The 13482-nt window shown below is 69.8% G+C and carries 18 protein-coding genes and 1 riboswitch; of the genes, 7 read left to right on the plus strand and 11 right to left on the minus strand.

The features are described 5' to 3' along the window. The 4 genes from BHQ18_RS30600 to BHQ18_RS20665 form a co-directional block, all read right to left on the minus strand. Nucleotides 1-688 (minus strand): transglycosylase family protein (locus BHQ18_RS30600; protein ID WP_165614581.1); only part of this gene is annotated, 688 nt, incomplete at its 3' end. Nucleotides 689-698: 10 nt separating this feature from the next. After that, a riboswitch (cyclic di-AMP (ydaO/yuaA leader) is annotated at nucleotides 699-876 on the minus strand. Nucleotides 877-1122: 246 nt separating this feature from the next. Next, nucleotides 1123-1404: a MoaD/ThiS family protein gene (locus BHQ18_RS20655; protein WP_069415517.1), complete on the minus strand. Its 282-nt coding sequence runs from the start codon at nucleotides 1402-1404 to the stop codon at nucleotides 1123-1125. After that, nucleotides 1405-2466, minus strand: a complete 1062-nt coding sequence (gene moaA, locus BHQ18_RS20660) for a GTP 3',8-cyclase MoaA (RefSeq protein WP_069415518.1) — start codon at nucleotides 2464-2466, stop codon at nucleotides 1405-1407. Then, entirely contained in the window at nucleotides 2463-2867 is a 405-nt protein-coding gene (locus tag BHQ18_RS20665) for a YccF domain-containing protein (RefSeq protein ID WP_069415519.1), read from the minus strand. Before BHQ18_RS20665 ends, moaA begins: the two co-directional genes overlap by 4 nt. A 152-nt stretch (nucleotides 2868-3019) precedes the next feature. On the opposite strand from BHQ18_RS20665, the gene BHQ18_RS20670 reads away from it, so the two are divergent. After that, nucleotides 3020-3430: a cold-shock protein gene (locus BHQ18_RS20670; RefSeq protein WP_069415520.1), complete on the plus strand. Its 411-nt coding sequence runs from the start codon at nucleotides 3020-3022 to the stop codon at nucleotides 3428-3430. 80 nt (nucleotides 3431-3510) lie between these two features. On the opposite strand, the gene BHQ18_RS20675 is transcribed toward BHQ18_RS20670, so the two are convergent. Next, nucleotides 3511-4365, minus strand: a complete 855-nt coding sequence (locus BHQ18_RS20675; RefSeq protein WP_069415521.1) for an endonuclease domain-containing protein — start codon at nucleotides 4363-4365, stop codon at nucleotides 3511-3513. Between the two features lie 113 nt (nucleotides 4366-4478). Here BHQ18_RS20675 and BHQ18_RS20680 point away from each other — a divergent pair, with 113 nt between their 5' ends. Continuing rightward, complete coding sequence (locus tag BHQ18_RS20680) at nucleotides 4479-5492, plus strand: glutathione S-transferase family protein (RefSeq protein ID WP_069415522.1); 1014 nt, start codon at nucleotides 4479-4481, stop codon at nucleotides 5490-5492. A gap of 3 nt (nucleotides 5493-5495) precedes the next feature. On the opposite strand, the gene BHQ18_RS20685 is transcribed toward BHQ18_RS20680, so the two are convergent. Together BHQ18_RS20685 and BHQ18_RS20690 are read right to left on the minus strand one after the other, a co-directional pair. Next, nucleotides 5496-5975, minus strand: coding sequence for a DUF2771 domain-containing protein (locus BHQ18_RS20685; RefSeq protein WP_069415523.1), 480 nt, complete (start codon nucleotides 5973-5975; stop codon nucleotides 5496-5498). Beyond that, entirely contained in the window at nucleotides 5972-7558 is a 1587-nt protein-coding gene (locus BHQ18_RS20690; protein WP_069415635.1) for an MFS transporter, read from the minus strand. The genes BHQ18_RS20685 and BHQ18_RS20690 overlap by 4 nt, the downstream gene beginning before the upstream one ends. 160 nt (nucleotides 7559-7718) lie before the next feature. On the opposite strand from BHQ18_RS20690, the gene BHQ18_RS20695 reads away from it, so the two are divergent. Next, on the plus strand, nucleotides 7719-8480 hold the full coding sequence (locus BHQ18_RS20695) for a DUF3027 domain-containing protein (protein ID WP_069415524.1): 762 nt from the start codon (nucleotides 7719-7721) through the stop codon (nucleotides 8478-8480). Here BHQ18_RS20695 and BHQ18_RS20700 read toward each other — a convergent pair. Both BHQ18_RS20700 and BHQ18_RS20705 read right to left on the minus strand, forming a co-directional pair. Further along, nucleotides 8477-8929 (minus strand): SRPBCC family protein, encoded by a 453-nt coding sequence (locus tag BHQ18_RS20700; RefSeq protein ID WP_069415525.1) that lies wholly within the window; start codon nucleotides 8927-8929, stop codon nucleotides 8477-8479. The genes BHQ18_RS20695 and BHQ18_RS20700 overlap by 4 nt on opposite strands. Before the next feature lie 12 nt (nucleotides 8930-8941). Beyond that, a complete protein-coding gene (locus BHQ18_RS20705; RefSeq protein WP_069415526.1) occupies nucleotides 8942-9184 on the minus strand; it encodes a DUF2530 domain-containing protein in 243 nt (80 codons plus the stop codon). Between the two features lie 61 nt (nucleotides 9185-9245). Here BHQ18_RS20705 and BHQ18_RS20710 point away from each other — a divergent pair, with 61 nt between their 5' ends. Genes BHQ18_RS20710 through BHQ18_RS20720 form a run of 3 tightly spaced genes read left to right on the plus strand, consistent with a single transcriptional unit; the run spans nucleotide 9246 to nucleotide 10787 of the window. Beyond that, a complete protein-coding gene (locus BHQ18_RS20710) occupies nucleotides 9246-9677 on the plus strand; it encodes an Rv0880 family HTH-type transcriptional regulator (protein ID WP_069415527.1) in 432 nt (143 codons plus the stop codon). Between the two features lie 25 nt (nucleotides 9678-9702). Continuing rightward, nucleotides 9703-10518 carry a TrmH family RNA methyltransferase gene (locus BHQ18_RS20715; RefSeq protein WP_069415528.1) on the plus strand — a complete coding sequence of 272 codons (816 nt, stop codon included), beginning with the start codon at nucleotides 9703-9705 and terminating at the stop codon, nucleotides 10516-10518. Continuing rightward, nucleotides 10515-10787 carry a DUF2537 domain-containing protein gene (locus BHQ18_RS20720; protein ID WP_069415529.1) on the plus strand — a complete coding sequence of 91 codons (273 nt, stop codon included), beginning with the start codon at nucleotides 10515-10517 and terminating at the stop codon, nucleotides 10785-10787. Before BHQ18_RS20715 ends, BHQ18_RS20720 begins: the two co-directional genes overlap by 4 nt. Here BHQ18_RS20720 and sepH read toward each other — a convergent pair. Next, on the minus strand, nucleotides 10784-11599 hold the full coding sequence (sepH, locus tag BHQ18_RS20725; RefSeq protein ID WP_069415530.1) for a septation protein SepH: 816 nt from the start codon (nucleotides 11597-11599) through the stop codon (nucleotides 10784-10786). The genes BHQ18_RS20720 and sepH overlap by 4 nt on opposite strands. Nucleotides 11600-11684: 85 nt before the next feature. Further along, entirely contained in the window at nucleotides 11685-12797 is a 1113-nt protein-coding gene (serC, locus tag BHQ18_RS20730; RefSeq protein WP_069415531.1) for a phosphoserine transaminase, read from the minus strand. Nucleotides 12798-12965: 168 nt separating this feature from the next. On the opposite strand from serC, the gene BHQ18_RS20735 reads away from it, so the two are divergent. Further along, entirely contained in the window at nucleotides 12966-13430 is a 465-nt protein-coding gene (locus BHQ18_RS20735) for a CAP domain-containing protein (RefSeq protein ID WP_234794253.1), read from the plus strand. The last annotated feature ends 52 nt before the right edge of the window (nucleotides 13431-13482 follow it).

Raw genomic sequence — 13482 nt, forward strand, 5'->3', positions numbered from 1 at the left:
CCGATCTGGGGATGCGGGCGCGCAGTTCGTCGGACGACGGGACGGGCGCGGCCAGCATGTCGACCGGTGCGGGCGGTGGCGGCGGGGCCAGCGGATCGGCCGGCGGGGGAGGCGGCGGCGCGGGCGCGGCCAGCATGTCGACCGGTGCGGGCGGTGGCGGCGGGGCCAGCGGATCGGCCGGCGGGGGAGGCGGCGGAGCCGGTGCGGCCAGCATGTCGACCGGCGGCGGAGGCGGCGGCGGGGCAAACGGGTCGAGCGGCGGCGGAGGCGGCGGCAACAGGTTGTTCACCGCGTCGATGGCGTCGTCGACGACGTTGCGGGGCGTCGAACCCGACAGTCCCTTGCCGCACGTCGGCCAGGCACCCTTGCCCTGGCTGGCCAGCACGCGTTCGGCGACGGCGATCTGCTCTTCCTTGGTGGCCAGATGCGCGGCGGGGGCGTACTCGCCGCCGCCGTGTCCGGACCAGGTGCTCGGGGCGAACTGCAGACCACCCTGGTAACCGTTGCCGGTGTTGATGGCCCAGTTGCCGCCCGATTCGCACTTGGCGACCTGGTCCCATTCACCGTCGGTCGCGGCGTTGGCGTGCCCCGCCAGAGCGAGGCTCCCGGTTCCCAGAACCGCGCCTGTGAAGGCGACTTTCGCGACGTTTACGGCTGATGCAGTGGGCTTGCGATGCCGTCCACTCATAGGTACGCCAATATCCTCTCGTCGGCGCCTGCGAGGTCAGCTGTCGGGTTCGGGCTGGAGAGGTTGCCCGGCCGGGTCGCGAACGACTCGGCTTCACCCCAAGGAACCGAAGTGGCTCCTGGTCCGTCGACACGGCGGACCGGTTGGGTCCCCCGCCTCCATCCTTTGGTGTTCGTCGGTTCCGTGGTCCAGCGGATGGAGCTCGGCGCTGCTGGGCACGGCGGTCGGTCGATTTGCGGCGACCGGCCTGGGACAGAACCGTATCCGCTCGCAAGGGACCCGTCACCTTTGGCGCGCAACGGCGTTTCCGGATGCGGCAAATATTAAAAGGGCTCTAAACCGCCAGGAGTTTTCGGCGTTTACGCAGGACTATCGGCCGCTAAACCGGGTCGTAGCCAGTCTGTGACCATTCCGTTATGTGACGGAAATCACCGCTATCCGCCGGCGAAAGGGGGAAGAACATCGACCGTTTGGGTATCGCGCAGCACGGTCGCGTCCGCCCGCGCGGCTACCCCGTCGACCAGAAACGAGCAGCGTCTCAGCACTTTTGCCAGATTCTCGTTGCGCTCGGCCAGCTCTGCGACGAGTTCGGCGAGCGTCGTATCCGGTCGAAGCCGAATCGTCTCCTCATCGTTACCCGCAGCGGCGCGGGCGGCCGCGAAAAACCGCACCGTCACCGCAAGGGTCGTCAGCGTCTTCTCGTCAGGGCGCGTCATTCAGCCTCCGATCGCGCTCATCGGCCGGTCGGGTTGGACGAAGCCGGGATCGTTGATGCCGTGTCCGGCCGCCTTGGCCCACATCGCCGCGCGCCAGGCCGCCTCGACCGCGGCGTCGTCGGCTCCCGAACGCATCAGCAGCCGCAGGTCGGTTTCCTGGCGGGCGAACAGGCAGTTGCGGACCTGGCCGTCCGCGGTCAGGCGGGTGCGGTCGCAGGCGGAGCAGAACGCGTGCGAGACCGAGGCGATGATCCCGACGGTGCCACCGCCGCCGACCTGCCACAGCTCGGCGGGCGCCGATCCCCGCGGCGCGGTGTCCGGGGTGAGATCGAAGTGCTGCTGCAGCGTCGCGAGGATGTCGTCGGCGCTGAGCGCGCGCCCGCGTTCCCAGGCGTGCCCGGCGTCCAACGGCATCTGCTCGATGATGCGCAGCTGGTAGCCGTGTTCGAGGCAGAACCGCAGCAGCGCGACGGCGTCGTCCAGCCCGGTCTCCGGGTCGAGCACCGCGTTCACCTTGACCGGGTCCAGGCCGGCCGCCTTGGCCGCCGCGAGACCGGCGAGCACGTCGGAGAGGCGGTCACGACGGGTGATCGCCGCGAAGCGCGTGGGGTCGACGGTGTCCAGCGAGACATTGATGCGCCTCAGCCCGGCCCGCTTCAGCGCCTCGGCGCGGCGGGCCAGCCCGACGCCGTTGGTGGTCAGCGTGATCTCCGGGCGCGGACGCAGCGACGAGGTCGCGGCGATGACGTCCTCGAGGTGCTTGGCCACCAGCGGCTCACCGCCGGTGAACCGGACGCTGGTGATGCCCAGCCGCGTCACCGCGATGCGCAGCAGCCGGGTCAGTTCCGCGGGCCGCAGCAGCCGGTCGGACTCCAGCCAGTCCAGCCCCTCGGCCGGCATGCAGTAGGTGCAGCGCAGGTTGCAGCGGTCGGTCAGCGACACCCGCAGGTCGGTGGCGATCCGCCCGAACGTGTCGATGAGCGGACCGTCGGCGGGGGCCGAGGTGGCCGGCGCCGAGGAAATCGTGGCGACGCTGGGCAATCCGAGTCCGACGACGGTCATGCGAACGCCCGGTCCGGGTTGGCCACCGAGTCGACGGGCACGATGTCCTTGCCCAGCGGCATCAGCGACACCGGGATCAGCTTCAGGTTGGCCAGTGCGAGCGGGATGCCGATGATCGTGATCGCCATGGCGACCGCGGTGATGATGTGTCCGAGCGCCAGCCAGACGCCGAACAGGATCACCCAGATGACGTTGCCGACCAGCGCGCCGGGGCGCGGTCCTGGTTTGTCGACGACCGTGCGGCCGAACGGCCACAGCGCGAACACCGCGATGCGCAGCGCGGCGAAACCGAACGGGATGGTGATGATCAGTACGAAGCAGATCAGCGCCGCGAGCAGGTAGCCCAGCGCCAGCCACAGGCCGCCGAAGATCAACCAGATGACGTTCAAGAGCAATCGCATTTGGGGGTTTCTTCTCCTCGGGCGGTGGCCCCAGCCTACCGATACTGGGGTGCTGGCGAGGTCGAGGTCAGAGTAGGATCGGACAGCACGCGTCCCGGCGCATACGGGGCGCTTTCCTTATGTAAGTAGTAGACGACAAGCGGGTGAGTTCAGTGCCGACCGGCCGGGTTAAGTGGTACGACGCCGAAAAGGGCTTCGGATTTCTGTCTCAGGAAGACGGGGAGGACGTCTACGTCCGGTCGTCGGCGCTGCCCTCCGGTGTCGAGACGCTCAAGGCCGGCCAGCGCGTGGAGTTCGGGGTGGCCGCCGGTCGCCGCGGCCCGCAGGCGTTGAGCCTGAAGGTCATCGACCCGCCGCCGAGCCTGTCGCGCACCCGCCGCGAGGCCGCGGCCGCCGAGCGCAAGCACAGCCCCGACGAGCTGCACGGGATGATCGAGGACATGATCACGCTGCTGGAGAGCGCGGTGCAGCCCGAACTGCGCAAGGGGCGCTACCCGGACCGCAAGGCCGCCCGCCGGGTCTCCGAAGTGGTGCGTGCGGTCGCCCGCGAACTCGAGGCCTGATTCTTCTGGGGTTCGGCGCCGAAACTGAGCTTGTTACTGATTTCTGGCCGCTCGAACACGCATGTCTTCAGTTTCGGCGGTCATATAGTCGCGCCGGCGGCGCGTAGTGCGGCGGTGGCGCGCTCGACGATCGTGTACGGCCGGTACCGCAGCAGTTCGGCGCTGACCCGGATGATGCGCCACCCGAGCGCCTCGAGTCGGGCCTGGCGTTCGATGTCGGCCGCTCGGATCGCGGGGTTGGTCCAGTGCTGCTCGCCGTCGTACTCGACGCCGACCTTCCACTGCGGCCACCCCATGTCGATGCGCCCGACGTGCCCACGCTGGTCGTAGACGTCGATCTGGGTGTGCGACGGTCGGATACCGGCGTCGGTCAGCACCAGTCGGGTGCGGGTCTCCTGCGGTGATTCCGCACCGGGGTCCGCCAGTTCGAGCACGTCGCGCAGCTGGATCACCCCGCGAGCCCCGCGGTGGCTTTCGGCCAGCGCCGCGACGGCCGACAGTTTCAGCGAGCTGGCCTGCAGCATCGCGTCGACGCGGATGACGGCCAGCGTCCGGCCGGCTCGGCGGCCGAGGTCGAATGCCGTCCTGGCCGCTGTCGTGACGGGCAGGCCGCGGACCACGGCGACTTCGGTAGGCGGGAGAGTGTCGTTGCGCAGCACGATCCCTCGGGTCTTGTGCTGACTGGGCTGGTTGAGCTCGGCGGGCAGCCTGCGGTCGATCCACTTGGCGCCGTGTATCGCCGCGGCCGAGAGGCCGACGAGCGTCGCGCGCCGATTGGACCACAACCAGGCCGCGTACGCCTTCTGCGCCGGGGTCAGCGAGCGTCCGTGCGGGACGTACACATTGCGGTGAATCTGGTCGTAGCGGGTGGTCAGCTGATAGCGGTTGACCACACCCGCGGCGAGGGCCTCGCTACCCAGGAACGGCCAGTCCACGTTGATAGGACGGCCCCGCCGACGCTGCGGTTCCCTCGGCGAAACTGAACTTGTGTGCGAGTTTGGGGCGCTCGAACACGCATATCTTCAGTTTCGGCGGGCATGCTGAGCACATGGCATATGTAGCCGACACGTCCGAATCCGGCGGCGAGTTCAACCGCGACACCAAGTACATCGGCACCCGCATCACGGCCGACGGCCGCGACGGCTACCCGGTCGAACCCGGCCGCTACCGGCTCGTCGTCGCGCGGGCCTGCCCGTGGGCCAACCGCACGATCATCGTCCGCCGGCTGCTCGGACTCGAAGACGCCCTGTCGATCGGCTTCTGCGGCCCGACCCACGACGAGGACAGCTGGACGTTCGACCTGGACCCCGGCGGCGTCGACCCGGTGCTGGGCATCCCGCGGCTCAAAGACGCCTACCTGAAGCGTTTCCCCGACTACGACAAGGGCATCACGGTCCCCGCGATCGTCGACGTGCCGACCGGTGAGGTCGTCACCAACGACTTCCCGCAGATCACCCTCGACTTCTCCACCGAGTGGACGCAGTACCACCGCGACGGCGCGCCCGACCTCTACCCCGAGAAGCACCGCGACGAGATCGACGAAGTGGCCCAACGTATCTACACCGAGATCAACAACGGTGTGTACCGCTGCGGGTTCGCCGGATCGCAGGAGGCCTACGAGATGGCTTACGACAGATTGTTCTTCGCGCTCGACTTGCTCTCCGAGCGCCTGGATGGCCAGCGCTATCTGGTGGGCGACACGATCACCGAGGCCGACGTGCGACTGTTCACCACGCTGGCCCGCTTCGATCCGGTGTACCACGGGCACTTCAAGTGCAACCGCGCCAAGCTCTCCGAGATGCCGGTGCTGTGGGCCTACGCCCGCGACCTGTTCCAGACGCCGGGCTTCGGCGACACCATCGACTTCGTGCAGATCAAACAGCACTACTACATCGTGCACACCGACATCAACCCGACGCGCATCGTCCCCAAGGGGCCCGAGCTGTCCAACTGGCTCACCCCGCACGGTCGGGAGTCGTTGGGCGGCAGGCCCTTCGGTGACGGCACCCCGCCGGGTCCGGTGCGCGAAGGGGAGCGGGTGCCCGCCGAACACTCGGCCTAGCGGCTAGGACCAGACGGTGCGCACCGACCACTCGGCGTGCGGTGCGGGCACCTCTTCGCCGTCGACGCGGATCAGCGTCGGCAGCATCACGGTCAGCCCGGTCAGCTTGCCGCGGCGCGGGTCGAGCGTCGGAATCGTCACCGCCAACCGGGTATTGGGCCGGAACTCCTCGATGACCTCGGCGTCCTCGTACTGGCGCAGCAACACCCACGGCGCCTTCGAGATCGCCGGGGGCACCGACAACTGCACCGCGTTGCGTTCGGTGACCGGCAGCTCGCCCTGCTCGGCGAACACCTCGCAGTCGGTGGGATCGAGCACCAGGCAGTAGCGGTACGGTCCGACCCGGACGGTCTGACCGTGCGAATACGCGCTTATCTGAGGGTATTTCGGCGGCGGTTCGGCGCGCAGTCGCCACACCAGCACACCCGTGCCGACCGACGCCAGCACTACGACGGCCGCCAGCGCGGCCAGACCGCGTCTCACTTCCGGCCCACCGCCGCCGTGTCGGCCCGGCCGCCCTCCTGCTCGGCGAACACCGGCCGGTTACCGCCGAACCCGGGGATCAACGACTCGCCGCGGTAGCTCACCACCGTCTGCGCCAGCCCGAGGATCAGCGCCGCGGTGATCGCCGTGAAACCGATCCACAGGTCGGTGTAGACGAGCACGCCGACGGCGCCGCCGGCGACCCACGCCAACTGCAGAACCGACTCCGACCGGCCGAACGCCGAGGCGCGCGACGCCTCGGGCAGGTCGTCCTGCAGCGACGCGTCCAGCGAGGCCTTGCCGATCGCGCTGGCCCCCGACGTCAGCAGGGTGGCGACCGCGGCCACCAGCAGGTTGCCGGTCAGCGCGGCGGCCAACGCCGCGCCGGTCACCACCGTCGCGCACCGCACCACCATCTGCGCGGGCCTGCCGAGCTTGAGCCGCGCCGCGGTGAAGTTGCCGATGAAGTTGCCGATCGCGGCGGCAGCACCGATCAGCCCGAGGATCCGCAGCTGCTCCCAGCCGCTGGCGTCGTGCGATTTGGCGACGAACGCGGGATACAGGAACAGGAAGCCGACCATCACCCTGATCGTGCACACACCCCACAGCGCGGTGATCACGTTGCGGCCCAACGGCTGACGCGCTGGTTTGGTCGACGGCTGCTGTTCGGGGTGGCGCCGCAGTTCACCGGTGCCGCCGTGGTAGCTCAGCGTCGCGGGCACCTCGCCCTCGGTGACCTCGACCCACTTCGGGATCCGCATCGACAGCGCGGCGCCGGCCACCGACACCGCGACGATCACGTACAGCGCGCCGGGCGCCTCGAACAGCTTGAACAGGTACTCGGCGCCCGCGGCGATCCCGCCGGCCACCATGGTCCCGCCGAGCAGACCGAACATGGTGAGCCGGGAGTTCACCCGCACCAGGTCGATCGTCGGTGGCAGCACCCGGGGTGTCACTGCGCTGCGCAGCACGCTGAATGACTTGGACAGCACCATCATTCCCAGCGCACACGGGTAGAGCACCCACGACGGGAAGCTGCCGGTCGCCCCGTCGTAGTTGGCGATCAGCACCAGCGCCAGCACCGTGCGCAGGCCGAACGAGGTGGCCAGCGCGACGCGGCGGCCGTGCTGCAGCCGGTCGAGCGCGGGACCGATCAGCGGGGCGATCACCGCGAACGGCGCGATGGTGATCAGCAGGTACAGCGCCACCTTGGCCTTGCTCTCGCCGGAGGCGGCCGCGAAGAACAAGGTGTTGGCCAGCGCGACGGCCATCGCGGCGTCGACGGCGAAGTTCGCGACCACCGGCCACGTCAGCGCGGTCAGCCCCGACTTGTCGGCCCCGTCGGCGGTGGCCGCGCGGTGCACCAGGCCGTACATCTTCGAGCCCATCTCGCGGCTGCGCTGGGCGGCGGCCCTGGTGACCGTGACGCGTTCGCCGGCGGCGCCGCCCACGCCGCGGGGCGGGGGCGGATTCTGGAACTCGCGTACCGGTTCGTCCAGCGGGGGCAGCCAGCGGTTGGCGCTCGGCGACGGTCCGCTGCGCCGCGGCCTGCGGTAGGTGCCGTCGCTGGGATAGTTCGCCATCCCGGGATGTTCCTGGTCGTCGGCGGGCGGGCGCGGCGGGTAATAGCGAGGGTCACGCCGCGGTCCGGTCACGGTCTCGATTGTCCACCATCGACCCGGTATCGGGCGTGCAGGCAACCGGTGTGGCTACCGGTTCACCGGTCAGGCACTATTAGGAGCGATGGACAGTGTGACCGAATCCGCCGAGCGCCCGGACCTGGAGGCGGTGCTTCTGGGTGCCGTCGACGACGCGCGCGCGGCGATCGTCGAGTTCAGCGGTGAAGACACCGTCGGCGAATATCTGGGCGCCAGTTTCGACGACCCCGCCGCGGCCACCCATCGCTTCCTCGCCGAGCTGCCGGGGTACCGCGGTTGGCAGTGGGCCGTGGTGGTCGCGGCGTGGCCGGGCGCCGACCACGCGACCATCAGCGAGGTCGTGCTCGTTCCGGGCCCGACGGCGCTGCTGGCGCCGAAATGGGTGCCCTGGGATCAGCGGGTCCGTCCCGGTGACCTGGGCCCCGGCGATCTGCTCGCACCGCCGGCCGACGATCCGCGCCTGGTGCCCGGTTATCTGGCGTCCGGCGATCCCGAGGTCGACGAGGTCGCCGCCGAGGTCGGCCTGGGCCGGCGCCAGGTGCTGAGCCTGTGGGGCCGCACCGAGGCCGCGCAGCGGTGGCACGACGGTGAGTACGGTCCGGGTTCGGCGATGGCGCGGTCGACGCGCCGGGTCTGCCGCGACTGCGGGTTCTACCTTCCGCTGGCCGGGTCGCTGGGCCGGATGTTCGGCGTCTGCGCCAACGAGTTCTCCGCCGACGGGCACGTCGTCGACTCCGAATACGGTTGCGGCGCACACTCGGACACCCCGCAGCCGGCCGGTGGTGGCTCGCCGTTGTACGACCCGTACGACGACGGCGTGCTCGATCTGACCGAGTCGGCCGACTAGCGCTCCGCCGCGGCCTTGATGCGCGCGAGCGTCTCGTTCATCCCCTCGAGCAGTTCCCGCTCGAAGTTGGGCACCCCGCCCATCGCGGCGTTGACCAGCAGCGTGGACACCGGCTTGACGCCGTTCTCGGCGTGCCGGGTCTCCACCAGCCGGGTGCCCGACGCGGTCGGTTCGAGCTCGTAGCTCCACACGGTGTTGTTCTCGTTGACCCGGAACGCCAGCTTCTTCTCCGGAACGAACTCGGTGATCCGGCTGGTCGTCGGCCAGAAGAGGAACTTGCGGCGGTTGAGGTTGATGGTGCGCGCGCCCGCGCGCAGCGGCCCGAACGCCTTCATGGCCCGGCACTGCGGGCTCCACTGGGGCATGTTCTTCAGATCTGAGACCAGCTCCCACACCTTGCCCACCGGGGCGTTGATGTCGATCTCGGCCTGCAACAACGGCGCCGCCATCGCTTCCTCCTGTCAGGTCAAACCGCTCTGGGCTCCGCGGGACCCGCGGCGCACAGCGCGACGTTGCCACATCACGATCGAAGTGCCAAGCACGCCGACCCCGAGGCCGGCCACCGTGTACGGGCGCCACCCGTGCAGTTCCGAGACGGTGAACGCCAGGATCGTGGCCAGCACCCACCCCACGGTGATCACGATGATCACCGGCTCGGGTTTGAGCAGGATGGCCGGCAGCTCCGGCGGTCGCGGCGGGGTCATTGCTATGAAAGGTAGTCCATTGTGCTCACGTACCGCCTGACCGCTCGATACCCTTTGCCATGTGAAAGATGGCGACTGTCGACTGGCCAACGACCTGTCGCTCGCCATTATTCGACTCGCGCGTCAATTACGGTTCAGGCGACCGGATTCCCCGATTTCGCTGTCGCAGCTGTCGGCGTTGACGACGTTGGCCAAGGAGGGCGCGATGACCCCCGGCGCGTTAGCTGTGCGCGAGCGGGTGCGGCCGCCGTCGATGACGCGGATCATCTCCTCGCTGGCCGACCTCGGATTCGTCGTGCGCACCGCGCATCCCGGCGACGGACGGCAGGTGCTGGTGTCGGCGGCGCCCGCCGGCCTGGATCTGATCGACGACGAGCGCCGCGCCAGCCAGGAGTGGCTGCGCGACCGGTTGGACCATCTCGACGAGGAGTCGCGCAAGACGCTGATGGTGGCCACCGAGCTGCTGACCGCTATGGTCGACGAAACAGTCTGAGCCACAACACGAAACGAGAAGGCCGGTGAGCGACGTCATCGATGTCGCCGACCCGGCCGACCCCCGGCTCGACGACTTCCGCGACCTCAACAGCGTCGACCGCCGACCGGACCTGCCGACCGGTAAGGGCCTGGTGATCGCCGAAGGCGTGCTGGTCGCCCAGCGGATGCTCGCGTCGCGGTTCGTCCCGCGCGCGCTGATGGGCACCGACCGTCGGCTCGAGGAACTGCGCGCAAACCTGTCGGGGGTCCCCGCGCCCTACTACCGCGTGAGCGCCGACGTGATGGCCGAGGTGGTCGGGTTCCACCTCAACCGCGGGGTGTTGGCGTCGGCCTCGCGCGCCCCCGAACTGAGCGTGGCCGAGGTCCTCGACCACGCGCGCACGGTCGCGGTGCTCGAGGGCGTGAACGACCACGAGAACCTCGGCTCGATCTTCCGCAACGCCGCCGGCCTCGGCGTCGACGCGGTGGTGTTCGGCACCGGGTGCGCCGATCCGCTGTACCGGCGCGCGGTGCGGGTGTCGATGGGGCACGCGCTGTTGGTGCCTTACGCGTGGGCGCGCACCTGGCCCGCCGACCTGGAGCTGTTGCGGGACAGAGGTTTTCGCCTGCTGGCGATGACCCCCGCGCCGACGTCTCGCACGTTGGCCGAGGCGATGGGCGACGTCGGCGACGCCCCGGTGGCCATCCTGGTCGGCGCCGAGGGGCCGGGCCTGACCGAACACACCATGCGCGCCGCCGACGCGCGGGTCCGGATCCCGATGGCGCGGGGCACGGACTCGTTGAATGTCGCGACCGCCGCGGCGCTGGCGTTCTACGAGCGGGCTAGATTCCTAGCATGACCGACGACTCGACGCCGTGGGCGATGGGCCTGACGGTGGCGGCGTTCGTCGCGGCGGTCACCGCGGCCGCGATCGTGGTGCTCAGCCTCGGGCTGATGCGGGTGCACGGGCTCCTGGCGCTGGGCCTCAACCTGGTCGCGGTCGGCGGACTCGCCCCGACGGTGTGGGGCTGGCGCGAACGCCCGGTGTGGCGGTGGTTCGTGCTGGGCTCGGGGGTGGGGGTGGCGATCGCGTGGCTGGCGCTGCTGGCGGTCGCCGTCGGCAGCTAGCGCTGCCCGCTGGAGCGCACCCCGAGCAGCACGTCCTCCCACGCCGGGACCGCGGGCCTGGCCTTGGCCTTGCGGGTCCGCTTGGGCTTGGGTTCGGGTTCGGGCTGCGGTTCCGGGGTCTGCTGCACCGGCGGCTCGATCGGCAGGGTCGGCTCCTCGACCGCCTGCTCGACGACCGGTTCGGGGGCGGGTTCGGGCAGCGCGGCCACCGGCCGCAGCGGCCGGGCGAAGTTCGGGTCGATCAGCTCGTTCGCGGCGTCGTCGAACGCCGACACCGTGCCGCCGTGCGAGCCCGGCGTGTAGCGGAAGTGCGCGACGTTGTCCGACAGCCCGGCCTTCCAGGCCAGCTGCACGGTCCAGCGACCGTCCTCGTTGCGCCAGGCGTCCCACGCGGTGTCGTCGGGATCGAGGCCGCGGGCGATCATCGCCGTCGTCACCGTCTCCAGCAGCGTCAGCACCGACGGACCGTCGGGCAGCATCGGGTGCGCGGCGGTTGCCAGCTCCGCGGCGCGCGAGCGCTCGAGCAGCACCGGGTGGGCGAACCGCTCGACACGGGCGATGTCGACGCCGGCCGCTTCGGCGATCTGCTCGACCGATGCACCGGCACGAATCCGGGCCTGAATTTCTCTGGGACGCAGCACAGTCGGCACCTCGGCTTCAGTTCGAGACGACGTGGAGCTCACCCGGTCGCCACGGACGGCGGCGCGCAACCGCTCGTCGGGCCGCAGGATGAACTTCTCGCCTGAGCCGTCGGCTTCGCAGATGATTCGTTTGCCGTCAACATCGAGTCCGACGACTCTGAGTTCTCGCATGCCGACCTCCTCCGGGCTAGCGCCAAGCCCGATCACTCGGACACTACTGTGTTATCCGCCCGTTACCTGGTAGGACACGCGGTGCTCAGAGTCGCTCGACGACGTAATCGATGCACGCGGTCAGCGCGCTGACGTCGTCGGGGTCGATGGCCGGGAACATCCCGACGCGCAGCTGGTTGCGGCCGAGCTTGCGGTACGGCTCGGTGTCGACGATGCCGTTGCTGCGCAGGGTTTTGGCGACCGCCGCGGCGTCGACGTCGTCGGTGAAGTCGACGGTGCCGACGACCTGTGAGCGCAACGCGGGCTCGGTGACGAACGGCGTCGCGAACTGCGCGGCCTCGGCCCAGCCGTAGAGCCGCTGCGACGAGTCGGCGGTGCGGCTGACCGCCCAGTCCAGCCCGCCGTTGCCGAGCATCCAGTCCAACTGCTCGGCGAACAGCAGCAGCGTGCCGATCGCGGGCGTGTTGTAGGTCTGGTTCTTGACGCTGTTGTCGATCGCGATCGGCAGCGAGAGGAACTCGGGCACCCAGCGGCCGCCGGACGCGATGGCCTCCACCCGCGCCAGTGCCGCCGGCGACATCAGCGCCACCCACAGCCCGCCGTCGCTGGCGAAGTTCTTCTGCGGGGCGAAGTAGTAGACGTCGGATTCGCGGACGTCGACCGGCAGCCCGCCGGCCGCCGAGGTCGCGTCGATGGCCACCAGCGCGTCGCCGGATCCCTCGGGCCGGGTCACCGGCACCGCCACTCCGGTCGAGGTCTCGTTGTGGGCCCACCCGATCAGGTCGACCGACGGGTCCGACTGCGGTGCGGGCGCGCTGCCGGCATCCGCCTTGATGACCACCGGGTCCCCGACGAACGGGTTCTTGGCGACCGCGGACGCGAACTTGCTGCTGAACTCGCCGTAGGTCAGGTGCAGCGAACGCTTGTCGATCAGGCCGAACGCGGCGGCGTCCCAGAACGCGGTGGTGCCGCCGTTGCCGAGGATCACCTCGTAGCCGTCGGGCAGGCTGAACAGCTGGCGCAGCCCGTCGCGCACCCGGCCCACCAGGTTTTTGACCGGCGCCTGCCGGTGCGACGTGCCGAACAGGTCGCCCGCCGCGGCCAACCCCGCGAGTTGCTCCGGCCGGACCTTCGAGGGCCCGCACCCGAAACGGCCGTCACGGGGTTTGAGGTCCTCGGGGATCGTCAGGTCTGACATGCGCACAACAGTAGTGACCCCGCCTGCGGGGCCGAAGCGGGAGTCGGCACGGCAAATTCGAAAAAGTGGGTAAACGGCTCGTATAGAGACGTCGCTGTGGCCATACTGTTACCTGTCGGGGCTGCAGCTCTCAGCCCAGGGGGCCACGTGAAAAGTCGAATAAGAAGCTTGATCCCGATTCCGGCCTGCGCAGCAGCGGCCCTCCTACCGCTAATCTTCGCCGTCCCGGCGCACGCCGAGGGGCCCGACGACGGAGCCCTGATCAACCAGATCAACTCCACCCGCGCGGCCAACGGATGCGGCCCGGTCGCGGCAAACCCCCAGCTGAACGCGGCCGCCTCGCGTCAGGCAAACGACATGATGGCCAACGGTGTGGTCGGACACGTCGGGTCCGACGGGTCATCGGTCGGCCAGCGCATCACCGACGCCGGTTACACCAGCTACCGCGACTACGCCGAGATCATCTTCTGGAGCAACGGCGTCGGTGCCGTTCCCGCCGCGGCCGTCAACTGGTGGATGAACAGCCCGGGTCACCGCGCGGTCCTCGTCGACTGCTCGATGACCGAGGTCGGCGTCGCGGTCGTGCGCAATGGCACCCGGGCGACGGCGGTCGGCGAATTCGGGCGCCAGTAACGCCTGAGTGGCGCACGTCACATGAGCGGCCGTGAGCCGGGGTGTGACACAT

It is taken from the genome of Mycolicibacterium flavescens, assembly GCF_001722335.1.
GTDB classification, from domain to species: Bacteria; Actinomycetota; Actinomycetes; order Mycobacteriales; family Mycobacteriaceae; genus Mycobacterium; species Mycobacterium flavescens.